Here is a 22,057-nt window from a genome sequence, read left to right as displayed (position 1 = left end):
CCGCAGTTAACCCTCACTACTAGCCAATCACTTGACTAGCAGGGCTTACTGATATATTTAATTAACTTTCGTTATAATTGGTTAAATAAATCGTAACAGTTAGTTACCCTTTCGTTTTCTCAGCAGACTGCACAACATCAACTGCTGTTTTCACATCTGCTAAGTCATACGTAGAATGGACTTTCATAAAACGTAATTGCTTATTTTCTACTAAGCGAATTAATTGACGAAACGTCTCTTGCCATTTATATGGTGACACTTCTTTATTCCAATGTCGTAAATGAAATATGTTCGCGTGCACTTTTGCTTTCGTGACAATCTCTGCCCAGTTAACTTGTACACCTGATAGAAGGCCGATCGTTAAAAAATGCCCGTTTGGACGTAAGGAGAAAGCTAATTCATTTCCATCCGGTCCCCCGATAGAATCAATCGCAGCATCCGCGCCGAGCCCGTTTGTTAACTCCATAACGGTTTCATAAAGCGGGGTAGTGGAAGTATCGATTACGTATGCAGCACCAAGGCGTAGTAACTCCTCTGTATGCTTATTATTTCTTGTAACAGCAATGAGTCGGAAGTTTAAAATTTGTGATAACTGCGCAAAAAGATGCCCAATAGCGGATCCACAAGCATTCACTAATAAAACATCATTACTCTGTAAGTTTAGCGTTTCTGTACAAGTAACCCACGCCGTAAGAGGATTAATATACATTTGTGCCGCTGTGAAATCATTAATGGAATCAGGAATAGGGACTACAAAATCAGGCGACGTCTTCACATATTCCTGCCAAGTACCTTCTCCGCGTAACGGTAAAACACGTTTACCGATAAGGTCTCTAGAAACAAAAGCTCCCACATCTTCTACAATACCAACACCTTCATAACCAGGTATGTTAGGTAAAGGAATTCTATGAGCGTACGCTCCCGTTATTGGAATTAAGTCAGATGGATTAATTGGTCTAACTAACATGCGGACTAAAACTTCATTCTCTTTTAATGGTTCTATATTTTTATATTCAACTTGTAGTACATCTTTTGGATTGCCGAACTTGTGAAATTGAATGCATGTTCTGTGCAACATAAATGTTCCCCCTTAGTTTGATTGGGTTTATTATAGCATTTTTGGTTTGGGTGGTTATTTCATTAGTAAAAAATAAAGGGGAACAGAAAGACGTCGTTTATCCATTTGATAAAATCGATTTCTCCTGAATACATAGTAATATAAGAAAAAGACGCCCTTGTGAGCGTTTTTTTCCAACTTGAGATAGATGTATCATTACTGTTCTGCTAGGTTACATAGTTCTCGTATAAAGTTTTATCACACAAATGATCTGTGTATCAATTTGTTTTTGATATACAGATCATTTGTATGATAATTCTTATAAATAATTGTTGAATGATAACCTTACATGAATGCTTTTAAAAGCTCTTGAACTAATGGAATTACTCCACCTACAAATTTTAAAACTGCCATTGCGATTTCCATATGATTGTCTCCTTTAGTAGTAGGATGTAATAAATCTTTATAATCTTATTTTAGTAAACGTTTACAAAAAACATCAATGCATTTCGATATGCAATACTTCATATTTATATTTGATAATGAGGATGGACAAAAGCCCCAATAATTAAAATTTCACTTTATCAAAATGTAAGTCGCATCTTGTATAATATAATGGTGGAGGGCGAATATGAAAAAAATAAATTCAAATATAGATGTGGATACAAATGTATTGGAAGCGGTATTTATTCCAAGAAGGTTTATTGTTTTATGGATTACACTCGTATATATAGCTTCGCTGCTTTTAGCATTTCGTAATAATATTCTCTCGATGGATAGTTTCTTCTTTACAATGGTCATTGTTATCCATACTGTTTTTCATTGGTATGCTAGTTCATTAAGGAATAGGCAATTGTTATACTTCTTTTTTGTACAACTGTTCATTGTTTTTTTGGCTGCATTCATTGCATCAAATGCTTCGATAGCAATTTTTGTTGGATTAACACCTATTTTAATTGCACAGAGTCTATATGTTTATCACAATATATTTAAAGTAATAGCAGTTTTTACTCTTATGTATGCCATATTTTGTACCGCAATTAGTATAAATTATGGTGTAAATAAATTAGCTATTCTTATCTCTATGTTTCTGTTAGTGTTAGCAATTATTATTCCTTTTTCTTATATTAATAAGCAGCAATATGATGCGCGGAATCGTATACAGAGCTACATTCAAGAGTTAGAGTCTGCATATATGAGAGTAGAAGAATTGACATTAGCTAATGAAAGACAGCGAATGGCAAGAGATTTACATGATACGTTAGCGCAAGGTGTAGCGAGCTTAATTATGCAATTGGAAGCAATAGATGCCCATATGCAGAAAGGGAATATAGGACGATCTCAAGAGATTATGAAACAAACTATGATAAGGGCGAGACAAACTTTACATGATGCAAGGCTGGTTATTGATGATTTGCGCCATACTACTAATTCATTTAATGAAGCAGTAGTAGAAGAGGTTCAACGTTTTTCTGAGGCTACGTCTATACACGTGAGATTTACTATTCAAAGCCCTCCGCATATTTCAGGCTTAGTAAAGGAACATTGTTTATGTATAATTAGTGAATGTTTAACGAATATCGCAAAACATTCGCAGGCAACAGATGTAAATTTAAAAGTTGAATATGTCGATGAACTTGAAAAACTTACTATTGAAGTTGAAGATAATGGAATTGGTTTTGACACTGGGTATATCGGTAAGAATCCTGGACATTATGGCTTAATCGGTTTAAATGAGCGAGTTCGATTAATTAATGGAGAAATACATATATTGAGTGAGAAGATGAAGGGTACGAAAATATATATTCAAGTGCCTATAAATAAAGAAGGAGATAGTCATGAAGTATAACGTATTAATTGTGGATGATCATTTCGTTGTGAGAGAAGGTCTGAAATTAATAATAGAAACGAGTGATTCATTTCAAATTATAGGTGAGGCTACAAACGGAGAAGAAGCCCTTTCTTTTATAGAAAAAAAGAAATCTGATGTTATTTTAATGGATTTAAATATGCCTAAAATGAGTGGTTTAGAAACAATTGAGGTTTTGAATAAAAAACAAAATCATACGCCGATTATTATATTGACTACTTATAACGAAGATGAATTAATGTTAAAGGGAATTGAGTTAGGAGCAAAAGGGTATTTGCTAAAAGATACGGATCGTGAGAATTTATTTCGAACATTGGAAGCGGCTATTCGAGGTGAGATTTTACTACAACCCAATATTATGGAAAAGATAGTGAATTATAAAAGGAAAGAAATACATGCTAATGTGGTTGAGGAAAATAACTTAACAGAAAAAGAATTGTTTGTGTTGAAAGCTATTGCGCGTGGAAATAAGAATAAAGACATTGCATTCGATATGGGAATAGCTGAGCGAACAGTAAAAGCGTATTTAACAAATATATACAATAAATTAGGTGTTAATTCCCGATCAGAAGCAGTAGCTGTATCTATTGAAAAAAAGTTAATTCATTTTTAAAACATTATATATGCCCAATCGTACATGAGAGGTTTGCCCTTTTGTACGATTTTTTTATTTATTTCTCATGTTATGCTTTGGACAGCATGAAAGATTTAAGGACAGTACAATTGCAGACATTTTTAATGTGAGAAAGGAAGAAGAATAATTAAATGACAAATTTGTTTTTAATTCCTATAGTAATTATCTTTATTTGGATGCAAAGCAAGCAAAGAAAAATAAACAGGATAGATATAATAACTTTTCTAATGATGATAGGAATTATTATTTATACAGTACCGCAACCAATGACTTGGGATTTACAAGCAGAGTTAATGGCAGTTACACTTTTTTCTTTTGCTATAGGTGTTTGGCAAGGTGGGGGAATTATAGTCTGTAATAACGATAGAACTGTATATATTACAAATGGAAAACAGTATTCTATTTCATGGATTCTCTTAATAATTGGAAACATAATTATGATTAACATATTTGAAGATGGATTTATATTGAATGGAGCATGGTTCCTTTTGTGTAGTGTTTTCATAGCATCTGGGATGAAAAACAGTATTCTATGTATTCAATATAAATTAACAGTGCGAAATTGAATGGAAAAGCAAAACAGTTTTCTTTAATCACAACCGTGAACGAATTGTTATAAGTTCATAAAAATGAGAAGAACGTATTGGAAGAATGGGGGAGTTAATTTAGATGTTTCTACCTATTACGACATTTGATAGGTTTAGTTGGCTAGGGAATGTTGCTTTCTCTGCAGAAAAGATTAACGGGAATCGAGCGCTTTTGAGGGCCGAAGAAAGAGATGTTAATTTGTATAACAAGAAATGTATAGATTCAGTTAATAATATTCATCAAGAGCTAACGATAGACTCTGTGAAATATAATGATAATTGTATATCTGGCCGTGCGAGACCTCATTCAACAATTGTTATAACGAGTGGCGATATGCATGTTGGAAGCGGACGGGTTAATAAGTATGGAGAATTTAAAATATATATAAATAATTATCGGGAAGGAGATTTGGTAATAGAGATTCAGTTGATAATGGGTGGCTTTTATCAAGAGAGTATAACTGTAAAGGTAGAATGTTAAGATAGGATTATTTCTTTTTCCACTATATAAAAAGGAAGCAACCGTAGTCGCTTCCTCCATCTATTAAGCCGAAGCTCTCTTCATTCTCTCAAGTAAACTAGATAATACATGCGTACGATACGATTCTAGTTTTTTACCCTCATAAGTACGGATACCTAATTTTTTCAGTTCTTTTACATACCAACCTTTGCTTCCGAAATACATGTGATCGCTCCCCTTCAACTTTGTTTTATTTGTTCTGATTGCATATGGAGGTACAGGTAATATAATGAAGGAAATGAATTTCGCGCGAAAATGGTTAACTTTGTTGCAAAAGACATATATACTAAAGGTAGTATATAACGAGGTGGGCAAGACGTGATTATAGAGAAGCACGAAATTCAAATTGACCAAATTACGAGCGGTAAAGTGAATATCTTTACTTTCTATCGAAATAGAAAGCAAATTGATGATCATTTTTTACGATTGCAAGAACCATCGCTTACAGCAAACTACTTCTTCCATTTTCATTTTGATGCAGAGAGCTTGCATCTACTGCAGGAAGAGTTTCCAGGCGTATATCCGTACGACGGTAGTGAAACGATTCACGACTGGACGGAAAAGATGAAGGCGGAATTGCAACATCAGATCCAAACAGGAAAATGGAATAAGCGCGTACGTATCGGTAATCGCATTCTAGATGTGGTGTTTACGTGGTGTGACGAAGATATAGTAGAGTGAAAAAGAAGCGGATGACGCTTCTTTTTTTAGCGCTGGAATAAAACGAGCTTACCTGCAGAAGATGTGCAGCGATGTGTTTTTTCATACAATCCTTTTTCTCGTAAAAGAGATTCACCTTTTGTTTTCGCTTCTTTTTCAGTTGCCGCCTCGAATGATTCGTCTAATGCTTTAGAACCATCTTTTTCAAAGACTGTTAGAACGTATAATCCCATGAAAATTCCCTCCAATAATAGAAATCAGAATCTTATAACTATTTTGGCATAAAACACTAGAATATGCAAAGAAATATATGACATTGCGTGTTACAATAAGGTGAAACTTTTGAAACATAGAAAGGATCGTTATTTGTGAAACAAGTGAAGTTTATACATGCGGCTGATTTGCATTTGGATAGTCCGTTTAAAGGGATGGAGATGAATGTACCGCAGTCTGTTTGGGAGAGAATGAAACAAAGTACGTTTGAATCATTCGAACGTATTGTTGATAAAGCGATTCAAGAGCGCGTTGATTTCGTATTGCTAGCCGGGGATTTGTATGATGCGGAGACGAGAAGTTTGAGGGCGCAAGTGTTTGTGCGCGAGCAAATGAAGAGACTTTCGCAGTACGATATCCCTATTTTTATTATTCACGGTAACCACGATCATTTAGGGGGAAGCTGGGCAGCAATTGAGTTTCCGGAAAATGTTCACGTGTTTACAGAGCCTTACGTAGAAGAGAAATCCTTTTATAAAGATGGTGAGTTGTTAGCTTCTATTTACGGATTTAGTTATTTGCAACAAGCGGTAACGGATAATATGACAGCGCAGTATAAGAAAATGGGTGATGCGCCTTTTCATATTGGCATGCTTCACGGAAGTGTGGAAGGAGATGCAGAGCATAATCGCTATGCACCGTTTCAACTTCGTGAGCTGAAAGAAAAGCAGTTTGATTATTGGGCTCTTGGCCATATACATAAACGCGAAATTTTATCAGAGGAGCCATATATTATTTATCCGGGTAATATACAAGGGCGTCATCGTAAGGAAACGGGCGAGAAGGGTGCATACTTGATTGAACTTACGAAACAAGGATCACACTGTTCCTTTTTCCATACGGCGGATGTTGTGTGGGATGAGATAGAAGTAAATATTGACGGACTTGAAACTGTTGATGAACTTATGACGAGCGTATCAAGTGCGATGAATGAGTGCCGAAGAGAAGAGGAAGGAACGCTATTAACGGTCTTATTTACAGGACAGGGGCCACTTTCTCCTTATTTACGTGATGAAAAACGTGTGGAAGAGATTTTTCATATTTTAGCAGCGGGCGAAGAGCGAAAAGATTTCGTATATGCGATGAAGTGGAAAAATGAGACGGTCTCTTTTGCGGAAATCGAACGTTTGAAAGAAGAAAATCATTTCGTCGGTAGTGTGCTAAAGGAGTTAGAAGCTTTCACAAATATGGACGGAGTATTGCGTACAATTTGGACATCTCCTGTAGCGCGTAATAGCATTGAATCTTTTACAGAAGAAGAGAAGAAAGAGATTCAAAAGGAAGCAGAAAATATTATTTTAGAACAATTATTCCAGCAAGAGAGGGATAAGAAATGAGAATGGAAAAACTCCATATTTATGGGTACGGAAAATTAGAAAATGTGGAAATGGACCTGTCAATGCTGACGGTGTTATACGGTGAAAATGAAGCGGGTAAATCGACAATTCGCTCGTTTATGAAAAGTATTTTATTCGGTTTTCCGACGAGAGGACAGCGCCGTTATGAACCGAAAGAAGGCGGCAAGTATGGCGGAGCAATTACTGTACAAACAGAGAAATACGACCGTTTGAAAATTGAACGATTGCCAAAGACGGCCGCTGGTGAAGTAACCGTTTATTTTGAAGACGGGAAAACGGGCGGCGAGGAGATTTTACACGATATATTAAGCGGGATGAATGAGAGCTTATTTGAATCTGTCTTTTCATTTGATATGCACGGTCTTCAAAACATTCATCAGCTTGGTGAAGCGGATATCGGCAATTATTTATTTTCAGCAAGCGCAGTCGGAAGTGATGCGTTATTGCAGCTCGATAAAAAGCTAGAAAAAGAAATGGATCAGCGCTTTAAGCCGAGTGGTCGTAAGCCAGAAATTAACGTTTCACTGCAAGAAATAAAGAAGCTGGAAGAGAAGATGAAAGAGTGGCAAGGGAAAATTGGCACGTATGAAAAACAGGTGGAGCAGTTAAAAGAAAGTGAAGAGAAATTGGTGTTTGTTCGCGCAGAAAAAGAGAGTGCAGAAAAACGAAAGCAAGATTATGAAATATTAGCAGCACTAGAACCTCTCGTTATTGAAAAGCGTGCGCATGAGAAAGTGCTAGAAAACGAGAACGGGCAATTTCCTGTAAACGGAATGGCACGCTATGAAGCGATTAAGGCGAAGATGGAGCCGCTTCAATTACAAGTTGATTCGCTCCATAAAAAAATAGAGACAGTGCAATCGGAAATGGAATCGATTCAAATAGATGAAGAGTTTTTACAAAAAGAAAGTTACGTAGAAGAACTTCGCATGCAGCATATGTCTTACGAAAATGCACGCCAAGAAATGCGTGATATAACAGGAACGATTACGAATATAAAAGAAGAGCTTGCAGAACTCGAGCAACAAATTGGTGCTACTTTTGAAAAAGAAACAGTCCTGTCGTTTGATATGAGTTTGGCAACGAAAGAGTTAATTACGCAGGCAGTACAAAAGGCGCGCGAATTAGAAACGCAAAAAGCACAGCTTGATGATCGTTTTAAAGTAGCGCAGGAGCAATTAGAAGAACAAGAAGAAAATATAAGACAGATTCAGAAGCAAATGTTAGCGGATGAAGAGCGAAATGCGTTAGCCGAGAAAGAGAAGTCGTTCCAAGATGCGGCGTTTATCGGTATGGGCGCAGAGAGAATGAAGCGCAAGTACGAGGAAAAAGCAGGAGCGGCTATGCAAAAGAAAAAGCAGTGGCAAAGAGTTTGTCTTCTGTTACTCCTTATTAACACAGGCGTTTTATTCACAAGTTTATTTATAGACAATCGCCCGCTCTTATTTATTAGCGTCATCGTTTTTGTAGGGATTGTTCTTGCCCTTGTTTTATATAAGGATCCGTCAAGTGGATTACAAGAAGAACTTCTTACTCTACAGCAAAGTGCTGGCGGAAGGCAAAGTGAAGAAGCGATGTCTGTGCACTATGAGTTAGAAAAAGATGAAGAGATACGTAAACTATTTGAGCGTGAGTCTTATAAATTACAGCAAATGGAGCGAGCGTATGATAAAGTCGTTTCATCGTATGAGGAATGGGAGGGAGAAACGTTCCGCATGAGCGAACAAGTCAATGCGTATAAAAAGCGCTATACGTTCCCTGAATTTTATACGTATGCGCACATATTGCCGGCGTTTGAGCGTATGGAAAAAATGCAGCAATTATATCGTGAATTAGAGAAGCAAGGCACACGAAAATCTTCATTATATGAAATGATTTCGCAATTTGAACATAAACTAGAAACTGTTATCGGTAGTGCGGAGTATAGTAAGCTGCACGAGGCGCAAAGCCGTATGCAAAATGAGAAAGAAAAACGCCAAACTTGTAAGCAGCTAAAAGAGAAACTAGCTGAATGGCAAGAAGAATATGCGTTCATGCAAGAGCAATTGAAACAACTGTTAGTAGAACGAGATAGTTTATGGCATATCGCAGAAGCTACAAATGAAGAGATGTTTTTAGAGGCAGGTAAACTAGCGGAAAAACGTGAAGATGCAGAGAAACAAGTGGGGCGTTTATTACCACAAATTGATCTGTTAGAACAACGTTTAACGAGTTTATCATTAGCTGAACATTATGAGGCTGACGGGTATGATGAAAAATTAAAGCAAGAAATGACAGTCATGCAAAACTGTCTTACAAAGGAAAAAGAACTAACGGAGCGCATTGCGAAACATCGTATGGAAATTGCGAATTTAGAAGAAGGTAGTACGTACGGCGATTTACTGCACGAATGGGAAATGAAAAAAGCGCAAGTGCGTGAACAAGTGAAGAAGTGGGCTGCGTATGCGACCGCAAAGACAGTGTTAACGAAAACGAAGCAATATTATCATGAAGTACATCTTCCTCGTATTTTACAAAAATCAGAAGAGTATTTCGTCTATTTAACAGGCGGACGATATAGTAAAATCTTTTCACCGTCAGAGGCGGAGCCGTTTATTGTAGAGCGTAACGATGGTATGCGTTTTTATAGTCATGAACTAAGCCAAGCGACAGCTGAGCAGTTGTATTTATCGCTGAGATTTGCATTAGCGAAAACATTTGAGCATGATTATCCATTTATTATTGATGATAGTTTCGTACACTTTGATGCGGTAAGGACGAATCGGACGATTGAACTTATAAAGGAAATTGCAAAGGATAGACAAGTGATCTTCTTTACATGCCATGCGCATTTACTAACGTATTTTACAGAAAAACAGATTATAAAATTAACGCATAAGCGTAAAGAAAATGAGTTGTAGTGTGCTATACTAAAAGTAACTGATTTGGTGGAGGAATTCGAATGAAAAAGAAAATTGCAGAGTATGAAGTTGGTGAACAAGTCGATATTTTCTTGTTAATTAAAACAGCGACAAAAGGTATCGCAAGCAATGGAAAGCCATTTTTAACAGTAATCTTACAAGATCCAAGTGGAGATATTGAAGCGAAGTTATGGGATGTATCACCAGAAGTTGAGAAACAATATGTAGCGGAAACAATCGTGAAAGTAGCTGGTGATATTTTAAACTACAAAGGACGTATTCAATTACGTGTGAAACAAATCCGAGTTGCGAATGAAAATGAAGTAACGGATATCTCAGATTTCGTAGAAAAAGCACCAGTGAAAAAAGAAGATATGGTTGAGAAAATTACGCAATACATATTTGAAATGAGAAACCCAAACATTCAACGTCTAACAAGACATTTATTAAATAAGCATCAAAACGAATTTTTAGACTATCCAGCAGCGACGAAGAACCATCACGAGTTCGTATCTGGACTAGCTTATCACGTCGTATCGATGCTTGATTTAGCGAAAGCTATCTCAAATCTATATCCATCATTAGATAAAGACTTACTATATGCAGGCGTTATTTTACACGACCTTGGTAAAGTAATCGAATTATCTGGCCCAATTTCTACAACGTATACGTTAGAAGGAAATTTACTAGGCCACATTTCGATTATGGTGAACGAAATTGGGAAAGCAGCAGACGAGCTGCAAATCGATGCAGAAGAAGTATTAATTCTTCAACACATCGTTCTTTCTCACCACGGAAAAGCAGAATGGGGTAGCCCAAAACCACCATTAGTAAAAGAAGCAGAAATTCTGCACTACATCGATAACTTAGATGCAAAAATGAACATGATGGACCGTGCATTAGGACGCACAAAACCAGGCGAATACACAGAGCGTGTCTTTGCTCTTGATAATCGTTCGTTCTATAAACCGTCGTTTCATAATTAATAGTGTGAATCAAATGGCCTCATTAAGTGTTAATACGCTTAGTGGGGCTGTTTTTATATTAAAAATGAAATAGTTAAAAGGAAATAATTGAAGAAGAATCATTGAAAAGGGTAAGTTCTAAACATGTGAAAAAATGGGTTAGAACAGAAATTATTACAAGAAGAGGTGTCAAAGGATTTATATAGTTTAAAGGGTGGATTACCAAACGAATCGTATTGTTTCAATGAATAGAATGGAGTATGGGAAGTATAGTGAGCGAGGAACAAAGAGTAATCTTAAGACATTTAATTCTGAGACAGAGGCATGTGAATACTTCTATACTAGTTTAATTGAGATGTTAAAAGGGATGGGTTTAATTTAAACCTGAAATAAAAGGGCATTTCCGTTTGGGGATGCCCTTTTATTTTATATACACATTATTATACTAATCTAAAGTTTCTGTATTTACATTTTTTTCTTTTTATCTCATAATTTTAATTGGGGAAAGGGAGGAAAGAAATGGTTCAAATCAAAGTGACACCTGAAATGCTAGAAGAAGTTGCTAATCGTGCAAGTAATACTCGAATCGCATTAGAATCTATACATAATAATTTATGTAATGAAATTGATCATTTGTGTTTTCAATGGATTGGTGCCTCTAATCAACAATTCGTTCAAATGTTCAATGATGCGAGACCAAAAGCTTTTACATCTATCAATTCACTTGTGCAAGTAGAAGAAGATTTGAAACGAATTGCTGAAAAATTTCGCAATGCGGATGATCAAGATGTTACAATAGAAGAAGGTGCAATGTGCGGTAAAACATCTTCTGAAGAGAACGGCTTTGATGGTGGAAAATTAGCTAGGGATATAGCTGGAGAAATAAGTGGTGAGTATGATGTTCGTCGTGTTTGGGATGGTATTGATCCATCTACTGGCGAAAAACTTTCGGGGTGGGAACGTGCTGGAGCAGGTGTCATGGCTGTAGCCGGCCTTACACCCTTTGGAAAGATAGCTAAAGTAGGAAAAGGAGTTAAAATGACTGCTAAGGCTACTGAGGCTGTAAATATAGCTAAAAAAGTACCTGTTGGAGGAGCCGATGTAGTTAAGGGGACGGGTAAAGCTCTATTGACTAATGAAGGAAAAGTTGGAACCTATAAACAACTTGTGAAACAAGGAACTGCTTTTGATAATATTACTCCACATCATATGCCTTCTGCAGAGAAAATGAAACAAGCTGGTATAAAAAGGAATGATGGTGTCAGTATGAATATGGAACAACCTCATCCTGGGACCGGTGGGAGACATCGTGAAACATATACATATGGTCTATCAGGAGAAAAATCGAAGGCGTATTTAAACCTTAGCTTTCGTGATGCCTTAGCTCATGATATTTTGGATGCTCGAAGAATTTATATAAAAGATGGTTTACATACTGCTGAGATAAGAGAAGGTTTAAGAGAAGTTATTAAAAGAAACAAAGAGCTGTATCCGCATTTATTTGATAAATAAAACATGGAAAGGATGATTACCTTTGGATATTAAGAGTCATCTAAAAAGACTATATGATAATCGTTTATTAGAAAATGAAAATGAGATACGAGATTTTAATGAGTCATTAATGGAAGTAATAGAGTACAACGACGTCTCTGTTATTACAGATTTATGTTTAGTTTTGGATGATGAGACTGAGCAATTTGAGGTTATGTTTGGTTTAATTCATGGAATAGAGAGCTTATATAAAAATAATATAGAAGAAGGACTTGTATGTATTGCTAAAGCTGTTCCGAAGATGATTAACTCAGCAAAAGAATGGGTAGAAATTTTACATTATAGAATTCTTAATCACCCTCAAGTAAGATTAGCATATGGAAAAGTACTTTCGGAATTTGATCCATCAATTACGATTAGTATTAAAGAATTATTGATTGATATAAAAAATGAAGACCCTGATATGTTTAGTGAATCTGTTAATGAGGTAATTAAGAGCATCTAATGTTTAAAGTTGAAAAGATATAAAAGCACATAAGGCAAGTCAACAAGAAAATAACTTATTATTGTAGTGGAAAGAAAAAGAATAGGTTGTTTAAAAGTGCATACTCCATGATGGTTGTACCATCATAGAGTGCTATGTGCAATGATAGAATAAGAAAACGAGGTACGAGGTTTGGAGAGATGACATTTTACTGGGTGATGAATATAAACACACGGAATGTATATAAAACTAACGAACTCGTACAAACTCGTAAGATTTAACGTAGTAGTTGTCATGACATGTAAAAGGTGTCATACTGTTACTACAAAACTTACAAATTTATGCTACTTAAAAATGGATGAACTTAAAGCACTTGATTGTCAATTAAAGGCAACAAGTGCTTTTTGCATTTTAGCGTAGAAATTTAAAAGAGCATTATAATTTTATAAGTGTATTAAGTGTTAAATTTTTATTGTTGTTTTATAGATTATAATGGCTATGTACAGTGTACGACGATAGTAGAGGGGAAAATAAAGGGTTGTGTTATTTTTTGAAGTCATCGTAAGGTACATTTTAACAGATGGACGTTATGCACAAGTTATCCGCAAAAAACAAGTAAACGTTATGGGATTCTCCACTGTTTGTTCATATAAAATTGAAGAAGGAAAAAGTTATCCTGTTATTCTCGACATTACAGTTTTCGATAATATTGAAATAAACGAAGGAACAGATGGAGTTAAAAGTTTAAAAAGAATTGATAATTCTTTTAAGTATCGTATTAGTGGAATATTAAATCGTAGGTTTATTGATGCAGGGATTATTATTACAGATGAAGATGAAATATTCCCGGAACGCAGCAAATACTTTAACAAGTATGTTGAAATTGACGTTGATAGAATCAACATTGAATTTGTAAAAGGAGGCTAGTCTCTTATCTTACTTAAACTCATACCACCAACATCTATGATCAAGGTATCCTTTCAATCCATTAAGTTGCCCATCTGGTGTTTCATAGGGGGAGACATCTCCTGATTTGATGATGTTTTGTTTTGCTGATGGCGTTGCAACTTTAATCTAGATTGACGGTTCTTTTCGCTACTAATGTTTTTTATATTTACTAAACCATTCTCCAGTCCAAAATGTTATGCAATAAAAAAATCTCGAATTTGAGATAAATCTCTTGCTTTTTAATCACTTGAGGTGTAAAGTGATAGTAACGAAAGCGATTGAGTCATATGAAAAATATACACTCACTTGCTTTCGACTTACAAAACAAAGTAACTTATGCAGTAAAAACTAAGATGAATTTACAAAAACATAATGAGGATAAATTAAAACGCTAAAAACCATATTAGTTGTGGGAAATGTTATTTTTTTATTTATCACTTGACTAGTAAAATGAAGCGGAGGAATTACGAATGTATAAAATTAAAGGGCATCATCACATTTCAATGGTTACGAAAAATGCAAATGAAAATAATCACTTTTATAAAAATGTGCTTGGTTTACGTCGCGTGAAAATGACAGTAAACCAAGATGATCCATCAATGTATCACTTATTTTATGGAGATAAAACAGGAAGTCCAGGTACAGAATTATCGTTTTTTGAAATTCCTTTAGTAGGAAAAACGTACCGCGGTACGAATGCCATTACTCGAATTGGATTACTCGTTCCTTCAGAGGATAGCTTACATTACTGGAAAGAACGATTTGAGACATTTGATGTGAAACATAGTGAAATAACAACATATGCAAATCGTCCTGCTTTGCAGTTTGAGGATGCTGAAGGTCTTCGCTTAGTACTACTCGTTTCAAACGGAGAAAAAGTGGAGCACTGGGAAACTTGGGAGAAATCAGAAGTTCCTGCAAAGCATCAAATTCAAGGAATGGGTTCTGTGGAAATGACAGTTCGTAGACTTGATAAAATGGCGAGTACACTTACAGAGATGTTTGGTTATACAGAGGTTAGCCGCAGCGAAGAGGAAGCAATTTTTCAGTCCATTAAAGGCGAGGCTTTTGGAGAAATAGTTGTGAAATATTTAGATGGTCCTACTGAAAAACCGGGCCGCGGTAGCATTCACCACCTAGCAATTCGTGTAAAAAATGATGCAGAGCTTGCTTATTGGGAAGAACAGGTGATACAAAGAGGCTTCCAGTCTTCAGGAATCATCGACCGTTTCTATTTTAAAAGCTTATATTTCCGCGAATCAAACGGAATCTTATTTGAAATTGCGACAGATGGACCAGGATTTACAGTTGATGGAGATGTGGAACATTTAGGAGAAAAACTTGATTTACCACCTTTCTTAGAAGATCAGCGTGCAGAGATTGAAGCGAATTTAGCACCTATAGAAGAGAAAATATAAATTTTAAAACCATTGGAGGAATATAAAATGAACCAATTAAAAGGAATTCACCACGTTACAGCGATTACAAGTAGTGCAGAAAAAAACTATGAGTTTTTCACTCACGTTTTAGGAATGCGTTTAGTTAAAAAAACAGTAAACCAAGATGACATTCAAACGTACCATTTATTCTTTGCAGATGATAAAGGTAGTGCAGGAACAGACATGACATTCTTTGACTTCCCAGGTATTCCAAAAGGAGTACACGGTACAAATGAAATTTCAAAAACTTCATTCCGTGTTCCAACTGATGCGGCATTAGAGTATTGGGTAAAACGCTTTGACCGTCTGGACGTGGAACATACAGGAATTAAAGAGCAATTTGGTAAGAAAACTCTTTCTTTCGTTGACTTTGATGATCAACACTATCAATTAATCTCAGATGAACTTGATAAAGGGATCGAATCAGGTACACCATGGCAAAAAGGTCCAGTTCCATTAGAATATGCAATTACTGGTTTAGGCCCTGTATTTATCCGCATTGCAAACTTTAGTTTCTTCAAAGAAGTGTTAGAAAAAGTTCTATTATTTAAAGAGGTTGCGCAAGAAGGAGAATTCTATTTATTTGAAGTAAACGAAGGCGGAAACGGTGCATCTGTTATTGTAGAACATAATACGGTTCTTCCAGAAGCACGACAAGGTTTTGGTACTGTTCACCATGCTGCATTCCGCGTAGAAGATCGCGCTGTATTAGAAGAATGGATCGAGAGAATCAGCAGTGTAGGGCTTCCTTCATCTGGTTATGTAGACCGTCACTTCTTCGAGTCATTATACGCAAGAGTTGCACCACAAATCTTATTTGAATTTGCAACAGATGGCCCAGGGTTTATGGGAGATGAGCCATACGAAACACTTGGCGAAAAATTATCATTACCTCCGTTCTTAGAGCCAAAACGTGAAGAAATCGAAAAATTAGTTCGTCCAATTGATACAGTGAGAAGTACGAAGGAATTTATTAAAGAGTAGCAATAATAAGTAGGAGAGCAAGTAGTTTTAGCTGATCGCTGGAACTGCTTGTTTTTTTATTTTCGCTTTATAAGTATTTTGCTAAAATGAATGTAAAACTGATGGAGGAATAGAATGACGAAAATAAGTGGATATACTTGTAGGTGCTGCGGTACATATCATGAAGAAATTCCAAGGAGCTATGGATCATCAGCTCCTGTTTATTATTATGATGCTGAACCTGAAGAGCGAGAAGATAGATTTGAAATGAACGATGATTTATGCGTGATGGATGGAGAACACTTCTTTATGCGAGGGAGTATTGAAATTCCTATCATTGGTACAAATGAACATTTCATATGGGGTGTATGGGTTTCATTAAGTGAAACGAATTTTGATAAGGTGAATGAATTTTGGGATAAACAACAATTATTAGAGCCAATGTTTGGGTGGCTTTCGACGGATTTACCATATGAGTTGGAAACAGTAAGTTTAAAAACGATGGTTCATCTGAGAGCCGATGGCATTCGTCCTTATATTGAACTAGAGCCGACAGACCATCCTCTAGCTGTGGAATTTAGAGAAGGAATAACGATGGAACGGGTACAAGAAATAGCGGAACAACTGTGTGTAAATAACGAGGATGATGAGGAAGAGTGCTGATGTTTGTTCAGCGCTTTTTTTCATTATGTGAAAATCAAGTGTACAATTTTATAAACTCATTTTTACGGTTCTAATTCGGAAGTATTCAGAAAATCCATTTTTGATATACACTCTATTGTTTAACTTGCGCCAAGATAGAATAAGAATCATGAAGCATTGTACTTAAAGTAATCTTAGTTCGGATATTTGCTGAGCTAAGGTTATTTTTATCCCGCTTTAATGGGCAGGGCAGTAAGACCCCCATCTCAAAATTCAGGGAAAGCAAATAAGTTAGGTGGGGGTCGGGCTGCCCGTTAATGCCCGATTGGTTTAACTAATAATCAGTGGGGGACGGATAAAACCCCCACTGATTAAAGTTTCACTTTATTTAGAATTTCTTGCAACCATTTTAAGGTATATACAGTCTAATAGTTATATAAAACATAAATGGTAGATTTCTAAGGGGGAATTTAAAATGGAGCTGCTTATAAAGCGGGCTCAAAAAGGTGATGAGGAAGCCTTTATTGAGGCAATTGATATATATTAATGCCACAAATGTATAAGGTGGCAAAAGCACGCTTGAAAAATGAAGAAGATATAGGAGATGCAATACAGGAAACAATTTTGTCTGCTTTTACAAATTTAAAAAAGGTAAAAGAACCAGGTTATTTTAAAACATGGATTACGAAAATATTAATGAATAAATGTAATGATATAGTACGAAAAAATAATGTTCTATATGTGGATGATTATGGGAAAGTGCAGGGAGATCAAATCGTAAAAGACAATATTGAACAAAAGCTTGAATTTGACAATCTGCTTAGTTATTTAAGTGTGGAGTATCGATTAGTAATCGTACTCTATTATGTAAATAAATTTAAAACAAAAGAAATTGCAGAGATTTTAAATGAAAAAGAAGGAACAATCAAATCAAGACTACATAGAGCAAGGCAACAGTTAAAAGAATATTATTTAAAAGAAGACTGGGAGAATGTAAACAATGGGGGGAATTTAAAATGAATGAACAATTCGAACATAAATTAGAAGAAGCATTAAAGGATGATGTAACAATTCCTACTAGTGTTTTGAAGAAAAAAGAACTTGCTTTTGAAGAAATTAGAAAAAGTAAGAAACAAAAACAAACATCCTCCCATAAAAAAATAGTTGCAGCAATGATAGCGGGGCTAACGATTGTTGGAGCAAGCGTTGGAGTTGGCGTGTATGGTGATTCAGCATTAGCTGTGGTAAAGGAATTCTTATTTGCGAAAGATCAGGGAGTTCAAAAAGCGGCAGATAATGGGTATATGCAAAAAGTAGATGAGAATAATGTGATGAAAGATAATGGGGTTACAATCCAAATTAAAAATGTACTGTATGATAAATCTAAAATAGCAGTTTCTTTACAATTGAAATTTGAAGATAAAAGTCTAATAAGTAAAATGACAGATTTAAGAATGAAGTACGATTTAACAGATGAGAAAGGACGATATATAGAGAAGGCGGAATACACAGAAGGGTTAACAAATGAAAATAGTAAGATTTTAGCAGGTAGCGAATGGAGTATTCAGGCAGGTGAAGAAGAGGGAGAAATAACTTATAATTTAATATTCCACCCTATGAATTCAATTGATAGCATTGATAGTCTAAACTTTAATATTAGTTCTATATCTTTGTTTGCGCCATTAGAAAATAAAGATGTTTCTTACAGGACAGAAGCAGAATCTCAATTAAATACTGTAAAAGAAAATATAGAAGTTTGGCATCAGAATGGTATGCAACTTAATAAGGAAATTCAAGAGAAGTGGCAAGGGGGAATAAAATTAGACTCGAAGTTTAAAGGAAATCAGGAGATTCATTTTGTTCCTAAACAACAATCTAAATCTGTAAAAATAGCGTCTGCAGAAGTACTACCAACAGGGATGAATATCACATTTGAACGTGATTCTTCTGGAGATGATGAAGAAATAAAACGTCAGATAAAAACAATTGATAGTGTAATTCTTATGGATGAAAAAGGGAAAACATATAAGTCAACGTTGAAGGGGTACACAGGTACTGGGGATAATGGGAAAACAATTAAAGTGAAAACGTTTGATGTTACTACTTTTGATAATGTGAACCATTTTAAAGTGTTATTAAAAGATGTTGATGGAAAAGATGTTGTAATCGATTTAGCTCGTGAAGAAAAAAATAAAGTATATGATAAAAAACGCAAACTTCTAATCAAAAGAAGCTTGCGTTTTTTATTAACTAAAAGAAGTAAGGGACACCAAGTATAGTGACAACAAGCCTTTTTTCGGATAGGCAATAGTCCGGCCAATTAATTCGGTGATGAAAAGGAAGGTAGCGCCAAACAGTGCTGAGCAAACAATTTTTGATGATTCATCCCAAAATATTAGCTCATCTCAATCGGGCTGCCTGTTAACACAGAGAAAAGAATTGACTTACTTTAAATATGTAACTATAATAGTTACAAAATAACCATCAGTAATAGAAGTGAGTCATATTTTTTTGGTATATTTGTAACTATTGTGGTTACAATTAAAATTAATTATAAAACAACCAAATAATGTAAAAACTTTAAATAGCAACAAGAGAAAGGAGACGGGAATGTTGAAACGGTTTAAGTTTTATATGATTAGCGGTATTGTGCTCGTTTTACTTATCGTATGTAACTTTGTTGATAAGCCGATTGCGAAGGTCGAAGAAGTGAAAGATACTGTTATGATGAAGCTGAATACGAAAGAGAGTATGGCACAAATCGACGGGCAGACGATTTATTTTAAGAAAATTGGTGAGGGAAAGCCTCCTTTACTTATGCTGCATGGGTTTGGTGGTTCATCTGATGGATTTAGTGATATTTATCCGGAACTTGCGAGAGACCATACAATTATTGCAGTTGATATTTTAGGGTTTGGACGTTCTTCTAAACCAATTGATTTTGAGTATTCGTTTCCTGCGCAAGTGAATTTATATTATAAGTTAATGAAGAAGCTTGGATATGATCAATTCGCAGTACTTGGTCATTCGATGGGCGGAGAGATGTCACTGAATTTAGCGTATTTATATCCGGATGCAGTGACGCATCTCATTTTGGCAGATTCTACAGGGATAGAGTCTTTCCAGCAAAAAGAAAGTTATGAAGTGCCGCCGCTATCGACAGACTTACAAACTGTAACTGAGATTACGGATTACAATAAAAATGAAGTGAAAAATAGTCGTGACGATAAAGAGCACTATGATCAGCTGACGAAAATGAGAGAGCGCCGCATTGCGATGGAAGCCGATAAAATTAAGGTGCCGACTTTAATTATATGGGGTAGAAATGATAAGAGCGTTTCTTGGAAAAATGGTGAACTGTATCATCAGCTATTTGCGAATAGCACGTTCCATATTATTGAAAAAGGATACCACGCACCGTTTCGCCAGGAACCAATCGAGTTTATGGAATATGTACAAGCGTTCTTCGCGAAGAATCCACAATAATAAAATTTTAAGCATAAATCCACTTCTTTTCTCATACAGTGAAACTAATAAGGCTTGTCTAAGGAAAGGAATGAAGTAGAGTGGAAACTTTACCATGGTGGGTGTATCTTGTAATCGTTGGAATCGTATTAAGTGGCTACATGGTTTTATATACTTCAAAAAAAGAGCAAGAGATGGATAATGAGTTTATCGAAAAAGAAGGCGAAGTGTATATGAAGCGTTTAGCAGAGGAACGCGAGAAACGTAATCAGGATAGTGATAAGGATTCTGTTTTATTATAATTATGGGAGCGTGGATAACATGTCGTTATCCACTTTTTCATTTTCTGAAATATATCAACGATTTTTCAAATATATCGACGATTCGACATAGGATATCGACTTACCGACACAAAACGACAATATTAAGAAGCACGGTTATTGTTCGGGAAATTATTATAGAAGAAAAATATATGAAACCTACATCGTATAGCACATGAAATAGCACCATTATAAGCTGTAACGCACAAGTTGCACAGCCAACGCAACGACAACTCGCTTTACTCATCATCATGTATTTGCTCATACTAGACGTAGATAGGTGAGAAACATAGTATGATTTTTAGTAAACGTTTAAAAGAAGAACGAGAAAAATGAAAGAAATCCCCTACACCAGCTGTTCTTTTCACTTAAATTGTGTACTATAAAGGATAGGATGACATAAAGAAGGGGAAATTTAGAATGGAATTTCATGAACAAAAGATTTTGCCGGCAGTGAGGCAAATTAAGGATTTGGAAAAGCTATTACATAGTTCGTATGAGTATATCGTTATTTTAGATATTCATGTCGGCCAATTGAAGAGTGTTATATCACTTGCGAAGCAATATTGTAAAAAGGTGTTTTTACATGTGGATTTGATCCATGGCTTGCAGAGTGATGGGCATGCGACGGAGTATTTATGTCAGGAGTTTAGACCGTACGGGTTACTTTCAACGAAGGCGAGCGTGATTATGAAGGCGAAGCAAAAAGGTGTTGTGGCAATACAACGCATCTTTTTAATCGATTCGAGTGCGATGGAGAAGAGCTGCAATCTTTTAGATAAGACGAAACCGGATTATATTGAGGTACTTCCTGGAGCATTAACGGACGTTATCGCTGAAGTGAAAGAGCGTACTGGTGTACCGATTTTAGCAGGTGGTTTCATTCGTACTGTTGATGATGTAGAGAGAGCTTTAAATGCTGGTGCGACAGCAATTACGACATCAAAACGCGAACTATGGAAACATTACCAAAAAAAGTGACGAAAATGTGAAATAATTATGTTGACACCGCTTTCATTAACGGTTAACATTATAGACAAGTTAATAAACGTGACGGAGAAAAGAAGAGATCCACATTTCATTGTTTCTATATAAATTTATATAGAAGCGTGCAAAGCTGTGGGTCTTTTTCTTTTGACAAAAACGAATGGCCATTCATTTTACCTCTATCACATTTGAAAGCGTTTAAATTGATTGTGGAGGGATACTATGTCAGCATTTTTAGGAGAGTTAATAGGGACTGCGTTGTTAATCGTACTTGGTGGCGGCGTTTGTGCTGGTGTAAGTTTAAAGAAGTCGTTTGCGAAAGATTCTGGTTGGATTGTTATTACAATGGGCTGGGGCTTAGCAGTAGCGGTTGCAGCATATGCGGTTGGATCAATTAGTGGGGCACATTTGAATCCAGCTTTAACGATAGGATTAGCATTTAAGGGAGCGTTCCCATGGAGTGACGTACCTGGTTATATCGCAGCACAAATGAT

At 35.8% G+C, this 22,057-nt stretch carries 23 protein-coding genes and 3 pseudogenes; 21 read left to right on the top strand and 5 right to left on the bottom strand.

Annotated features, from left to right (window positions below; translation table 11 throughout):
* Positions 1–103: 103 nt before the first annotated feature.
* Positions 104–1,078 (bottom strand): zinc-dependent alcohol dehydrogenase family protein, encoded by a 975-nt coding sequence (locus tag MR083_RS21620; RefSeq protein ID WP_242269833.1) that lies wholly within the window; start codon positions 1,076–1,078, stop codon positions 104–106.
* A gap of 324 nt (positions 1,079–1,402) precedes the next feature.
* A pseudogene (locus MR083_RS28045) lies at positions 1,403–1,585 on the bottom strand (hypothetical protein).
* A 103-nt stretch (positions 1,586–1,688) separates the two neighbouring features.
* On the opposite strand from MR083_RS28045, the gene MR083_RS21615 reads away from it, so the two are divergent.
* The 4 genes from MR083_RS21615 to MR083_RS21600 all read left to right on the top strand — a co-directional run bounded on the left by MR083_RS21615 (position 1,689) and on the right by MR083_RS21600 (position 4,629).
* Positions 1,689–2,906 carry a sensor histidine kinase gene (locus tag MR083_RS21615; RefSeq protein WP_000723586.1) on the top strand — a complete coding sequence of 406 codons (1,218 nt, stop codon included), beginning with the start codon at positions 1,689–1,691 and terminating at the stop codon, positions 2,904–2,906.
* Positions 2,896–3,540, top strand: a complete 645-nt coding sequence (locus tag MR083_RS21610) for a response regulator (protein ID WP_242269832.1) — start codon at positions 2,896–2,898, stop codon at positions 3,538–3,540. Before MR083_RS21615 ends, MR083_RS21610 begins: the two co-directional genes overlap by 11 nt.
* A 152-nt stretch (positions 3,541–3,692) precedes the next feature.
* Entirely contained in the window at positions 3,693–4,127 is a 435-nt protein-coding gene (locus MR083_RS21605; protein ID WP_000182868.1) for a hypothetical protein, read from the top strand.
* Between the two features lie 103 nt (positions 4,128–4,230).
* Positions 4,231–4,629, top strand: coding sequence for an Ig-like domain-containing protein (locus MR083_RS21600; RefSeq protein WP_000479668.1), 399 nt, complete (start codon positions 4,231–4,233; stop codon positions 4,627–4,629).
* A gap of 63 nt (positions 4,630–4,692) precedes the next feature.
* On the opposite strand, the gene MR083_RS21595 is transcribed toward MR083_RS21600, so the two are convergent.
* Positions 4,693–4,833 carry a YflJ family protein gene (locus MR083_RS21595; protein WP_000273537.1) on the bottom strand — a complete coding sequence of 47 codons (141 nt, stop codon included), beginning with the start codon at positions 4,831–4,833 and terminating at the stop codon, positions 4,693–4,695.
* A 153-nt stretch (positions 4,834–4,986) separates the two neighbouring features.
* Here MR083_RS21595 and MR083_RS21590 point away from each other — a divergent pair, with 153 nt between their 5' ends.
* Complete coding sequence (locus tag MR083_RS21590; protein ID WP_000582776.1) at positions 4,987–5,349, top strand: hypothetical protein; 363 nt, start codon at positions 4,987–4,989, stop codon at positions 5,347–5,349.
* A gap of 26 nt (positions 5,350–5,375) precedes the next feature.
* Here MR083_RS21590 and MR083_RS21585 read toward each other — a convergent pair whose 3' ends face one another.
* Positions 5,376–5,561, bottom strand: coding sequence for a YhzD family protein (locus MR083_RS21585; protein WP_000525047.1), 186 nt, complete (start codon positions 5,559–5,561; stop codon positions 5,376–5,378).
* 135 nt (positions 5,562–5,696) lie between these two features.
* Here MR083_RS21585 and MR083_RS21580 point away from each other — a divergent pair, with 135 nt between their 5' ends.
* The 7 genes and pseudogenes from MR083_RS21580 to MR083_RS21555 all read left to right on the top strand — a co-directional run bounded on the left by MR083_RS21580 (position 5,697) and on the right by MR083_RS21555 (position 13,726).
* Positions 5,697–6,938 carry a metallophosphoesterase family protein gene (locus tag MR083_RS21580; protein WP_000815720.1) on the top strand — a complete coding sequence of 414 codons (1,242 nt, stop codon included), beginning with the start codon at positions 5,697–5,699 and terminating at the stop codon, positions 6,936–6,938.
* On the top strand, positions 6,935–9,859 hold the full coding sequence (locus MR083_RS21575) for an ATP-binding protein (RefSeq protein WP_001242185.1): 2,925 nt from the start codon (positions 6,935–6,937) through the stop codon (positions 9,857–9,859). Before MR083_RS21580 ends, MR083_RS21575 begins: the two co-directional genes overlap by 4 nt.
* 41 nt (positions 9,860–9,900) lie before the next feature.
* Positions 9,901–10,845 carry a 3'-5' exoribonuclease YhaM gene (gene yhaM, locus MR083_RS21570; protein WP_000726638.1) on the top strand — a complete coding sequence of 315 codons (945 nt, stop codon included), beginning with the start codon at positions 9,901–9,903 and terminating at the stop codon, positions 10,843–10,845.
* Positions 10,846–11,010: 165 nt separating this feature from the next.
* A pseudogene (locus tag MR083_RS28040) lies at positions 11,011–11,206 on the top strand (hypothetical protein).
* A gap of 137 nt (positions 11,207–11,343) precedes the next feature.
* Positions 11,344–12,336 (top strand): WXG100 family type VII secretion target, encoded by a 993-nt coding sequence (locus tag MR083_RS21565; RefSeq protein WP_242269831.1) that lies wholly within the window; start codon positions 11,344–11,346, stop codon positions 12,334–12,336.
* A gap of 22 nt (positions 12,337–12,358) precedes the next feature.
* Positions 12,359–12,820, top strand: coding sequence for an Imm30 family immunity protein (locus tag MR083_RS21560; RefSeq protein ID WP_000351978.1), 462 nt, complete (start codon positions 12,359–12,361; stop codon positions 12,818–12,820).
* A 549-nt stretch (positions 12,821–13,369) separates the two neighbouring features.
* Positions 13,370–13,726: a hypothetical protein gene (locus tag MR083_RS21555; protein WP_242269835.1), complete on the top strand. Its 357-nt coding sequence runs from the start codon at positions 13,370–13,372 to the stop codon at positions 13,724–13,726.
* A 9-nt stretch (positions 13,727–13,735) separates the two neighbouring features.
* On the opposite strand, the gene MR083_RS28200 is transcribed toward MR083_RS21555, so the two are convergent.
* Positions 13,736–13,783, bottom strand: coding sequence for a hypothetical protein (locus tag MR083_RS28200; RefSeq protein ID WP_242269834.1), 48 nt, complete (start codon positions 13,781–13,783; stop codon positions 13,736–13,738).
* Positions 13,784–14,217: 434 nt separating this feature from the next.
* Here MR083_RS28200 and MR083_RS21545 point away from each other — a divergent pair, with 434 nt between their 5' ends.
* The 9 genes and pseudogenes from MR083_RS21545 to glpF form a co-directional block, all read left to right on the top strand.
* Positions 14,218–15,165: a ring-cleaving dioxygenase gene (locus MR083_RS21545; RefSeq protein ID WP_242269830.1), complete on the top strand. Its 948-nt coding sequence runs from the start codon at positions 14,218–14,220 to the stop codon at positions 15,163–15,165.
* A 27-nt stretch (positions 15,166–15,192) separates the two neighbouring features.
* Positions 15,193–16,170 carry a ring-cleaving dioxygenase gene (locus MR083_RS21540; RefSeq protein ID WP_087995532.1) on the top strand — a complete coding sequence of 326 codons (978 nt, stop codon included), beginning with the start codon at positions 15,193–15,195 and terminating at the stop codon, positions 16,168–16,170.
* Positions 16,171–16,284: 114 nt separating this feature from the next.
* Positions 16,285–16,812 (top strand): DUF2199 domain-containing protein, encoded by a 528-nt coding sequence (locus MR083_RS21535; RefSeq protein ID WP_242269829.1) that lies wholly within the window; start codon positions 16,285–16,287, stop codon positions 16,810–16,812.
* Between the two features lie 558 nt (positions 16,813–17,370).
* Positions 17,371–17,811: an RNA polymerase sigma factor gene (locus tag MR083_RS21530; RefSeq protein ID WP_242269828.1), complete on the top strand. Its 441-nt coding sequence runs from the start codon at positions 17,371–17,373 to the stop codon at positions 17,809–17,811.
* On the top strand, positions 17,808–19,070 hold the full coding sequence (locus tag MR083_RS21525) for a DUF4179 domain-containing protein (RefSeq protein WP_242269827.1): 1,263 nt from the start codon (positions 17,808–17,810) through the stop codon (positions 19,068–19,070). Before MR083_RS21530 ends, MR083_RS21525 begins: the two co-directional genes overlap by 4 nt.
* 334 nt (positions 19,071–19,404) lie before the next feature.
* Positions 19,405–20,277, top strand: a complete 873-nt coding sequence (locus tag MR083_RS21520) for an alpha/beta fold hydrolase (protein WP_208735899.1) — start codon at positions 19,405–19,407, stop codon at positions 20,275–20,277.
* An 80-nt stretch (positions 20,278–20,357) separates the two neighbouring features.
* Positions 20,358–20,558, top strand: coding sequence for a sporulation YhaL family protein (locus MR083_RS21515; RefSeq protein WP_000449227.1), 201 nt, complete (start codon positions 20,358–20,360; stop codon positions 20,556–20,558).
* Positions 20,559–20,996: 438 nt separating this feature from the next.
* Positions 20,997–21,557: a glycerol uptake operon antiterminator GlpP gene (glpP, locus tag MR083_RS21510; RefSeq protein ID WP_000394284.1), complete on the top strand. Its 561-nt coding sequence runs from the start codon at positions 20,997–20,999 to the stop codon at positions 21,555–21,557.
* 228 nt (positions 21,558–21,785) lie between these two features.
* Positions 21,786–22,057: pseudogene (gene glpF / locus MR083_RS21505) on the top strand (glycerol uptake facilitator protein GlpF); the annotation flags it as partial.

The organism is Bacillus cereus group sp. BfR-BA-01408 (assembly GCF_022663305.1).
GTDB lineage: Bacteria > Bacillota > Bacilli > Bacillales > Bacillaceae_G > Bacillus_A > Bacillus_A pacificus.
This window is presented reverse-complemented; position numbering and strand designations above follow the sequence as displayed.

Bases quoted from the DNA above. Each gene is read 5' to 3' on its own strand.
- MR083_RS21620 (WP_242269833.1), bottom strand. From the start codon at position 1,078: ATGTTGCACAGAACATGCATTCAATTTCACAAGTTCGGCAATCCAAAA.
- MR083_RS21615 (WP_000723586.1), top strand. From the start codon at position 1,689: ATGAAAAAAATAAATTCAAATATAGATGTGGATACAAATGTATTGGAA.
- MR083_RS21610 (WP_242269832.1), top strand. From the start codon at position 2,896: ATGAAGTATAACGTATTAATTGTGGATGATCATTTCGTTGTGAGAGAA.
- MR083_RS21605 (WP_000182868.1), top strand. From the start codon at position 3,693: ATGACAAATTTGTTTTTAATTCCTATAGTAATTATCTTTATTTGGATG.
- MR083_RS21600 (WP_000479668.1), top strand. From the start codon at position 4,231: ATGTTTCTACCTATTACGACATTTGATAGGTTTAGTTGGCTAGGGAAT.
- MR083_RS21595 (WP_000273537.1), bottom strand. From the start codon at position 4,833: ATGTATTTCGGAAGCAAAGGTTGGTATGTAAAAGAACTGAAAAAATTA.
- MR083_RS21585 (WP_000525047.1), bottom strand. From the start codon at position 5,561: ATGGGATTATACGTTCTAACAGTCTTTGAAAAAGATGGTTCTAAAGCA.
- MR083_RS21575 (WP_001242185.1), top strand. From the start codon at position 6,935: ATGAGAATGGAAAAACTCCATATTTATGGGTACGGAAAATTAGAAAAT.
- yhaM (WP_000726638.1), top strand. From the start codon at position 9,901: ATGAAAAAGAAAATTGCAGAGTATGAAGTTGGTGAACAAGTCGATATT.
- MR083_RS21565 (WP_242269831.1), top strand. From the start codon at position 11,344: ATGGTTCAAATCAAAGTGACACCTGAAATGCTAGAAGAAGTTGCTAAT.
- MR083_RS21545 (WP_242269830.1), top strand. From the start codon at position 14,218: ATGTATAAAATTAAAGGGCATCATCACATTTCAATGGTTACGAAAAAT.
- MR083_RS21540 (WP_087995532.1), top strand. From the start codon at position 15,193: ATGAACCAATTAAAAGGAATTCACCACGTTACAGCGATTACAAGTAGT.
- MR083_RS21535 (WP_242269829.1), top strand. From the start codon at position 16,285: ATGACGAAAATAAGTGGATATACTTGTAGGTGCTGCGGTACATATCAT.
- MR083_RS21525 (WP_242269827.1), top strand. From the start codon at position 17,808: ATGAATGAACAATTCGAACATAAATTAGAAGAAGCATTAAAGGATGAT.
- glpP (WP_000394284.1), top strand. From the start codon at position 20,997: ATGGAATTTCATGAACAAAAGATTTTGCCGGCAGTGAGGCAAATTAAG.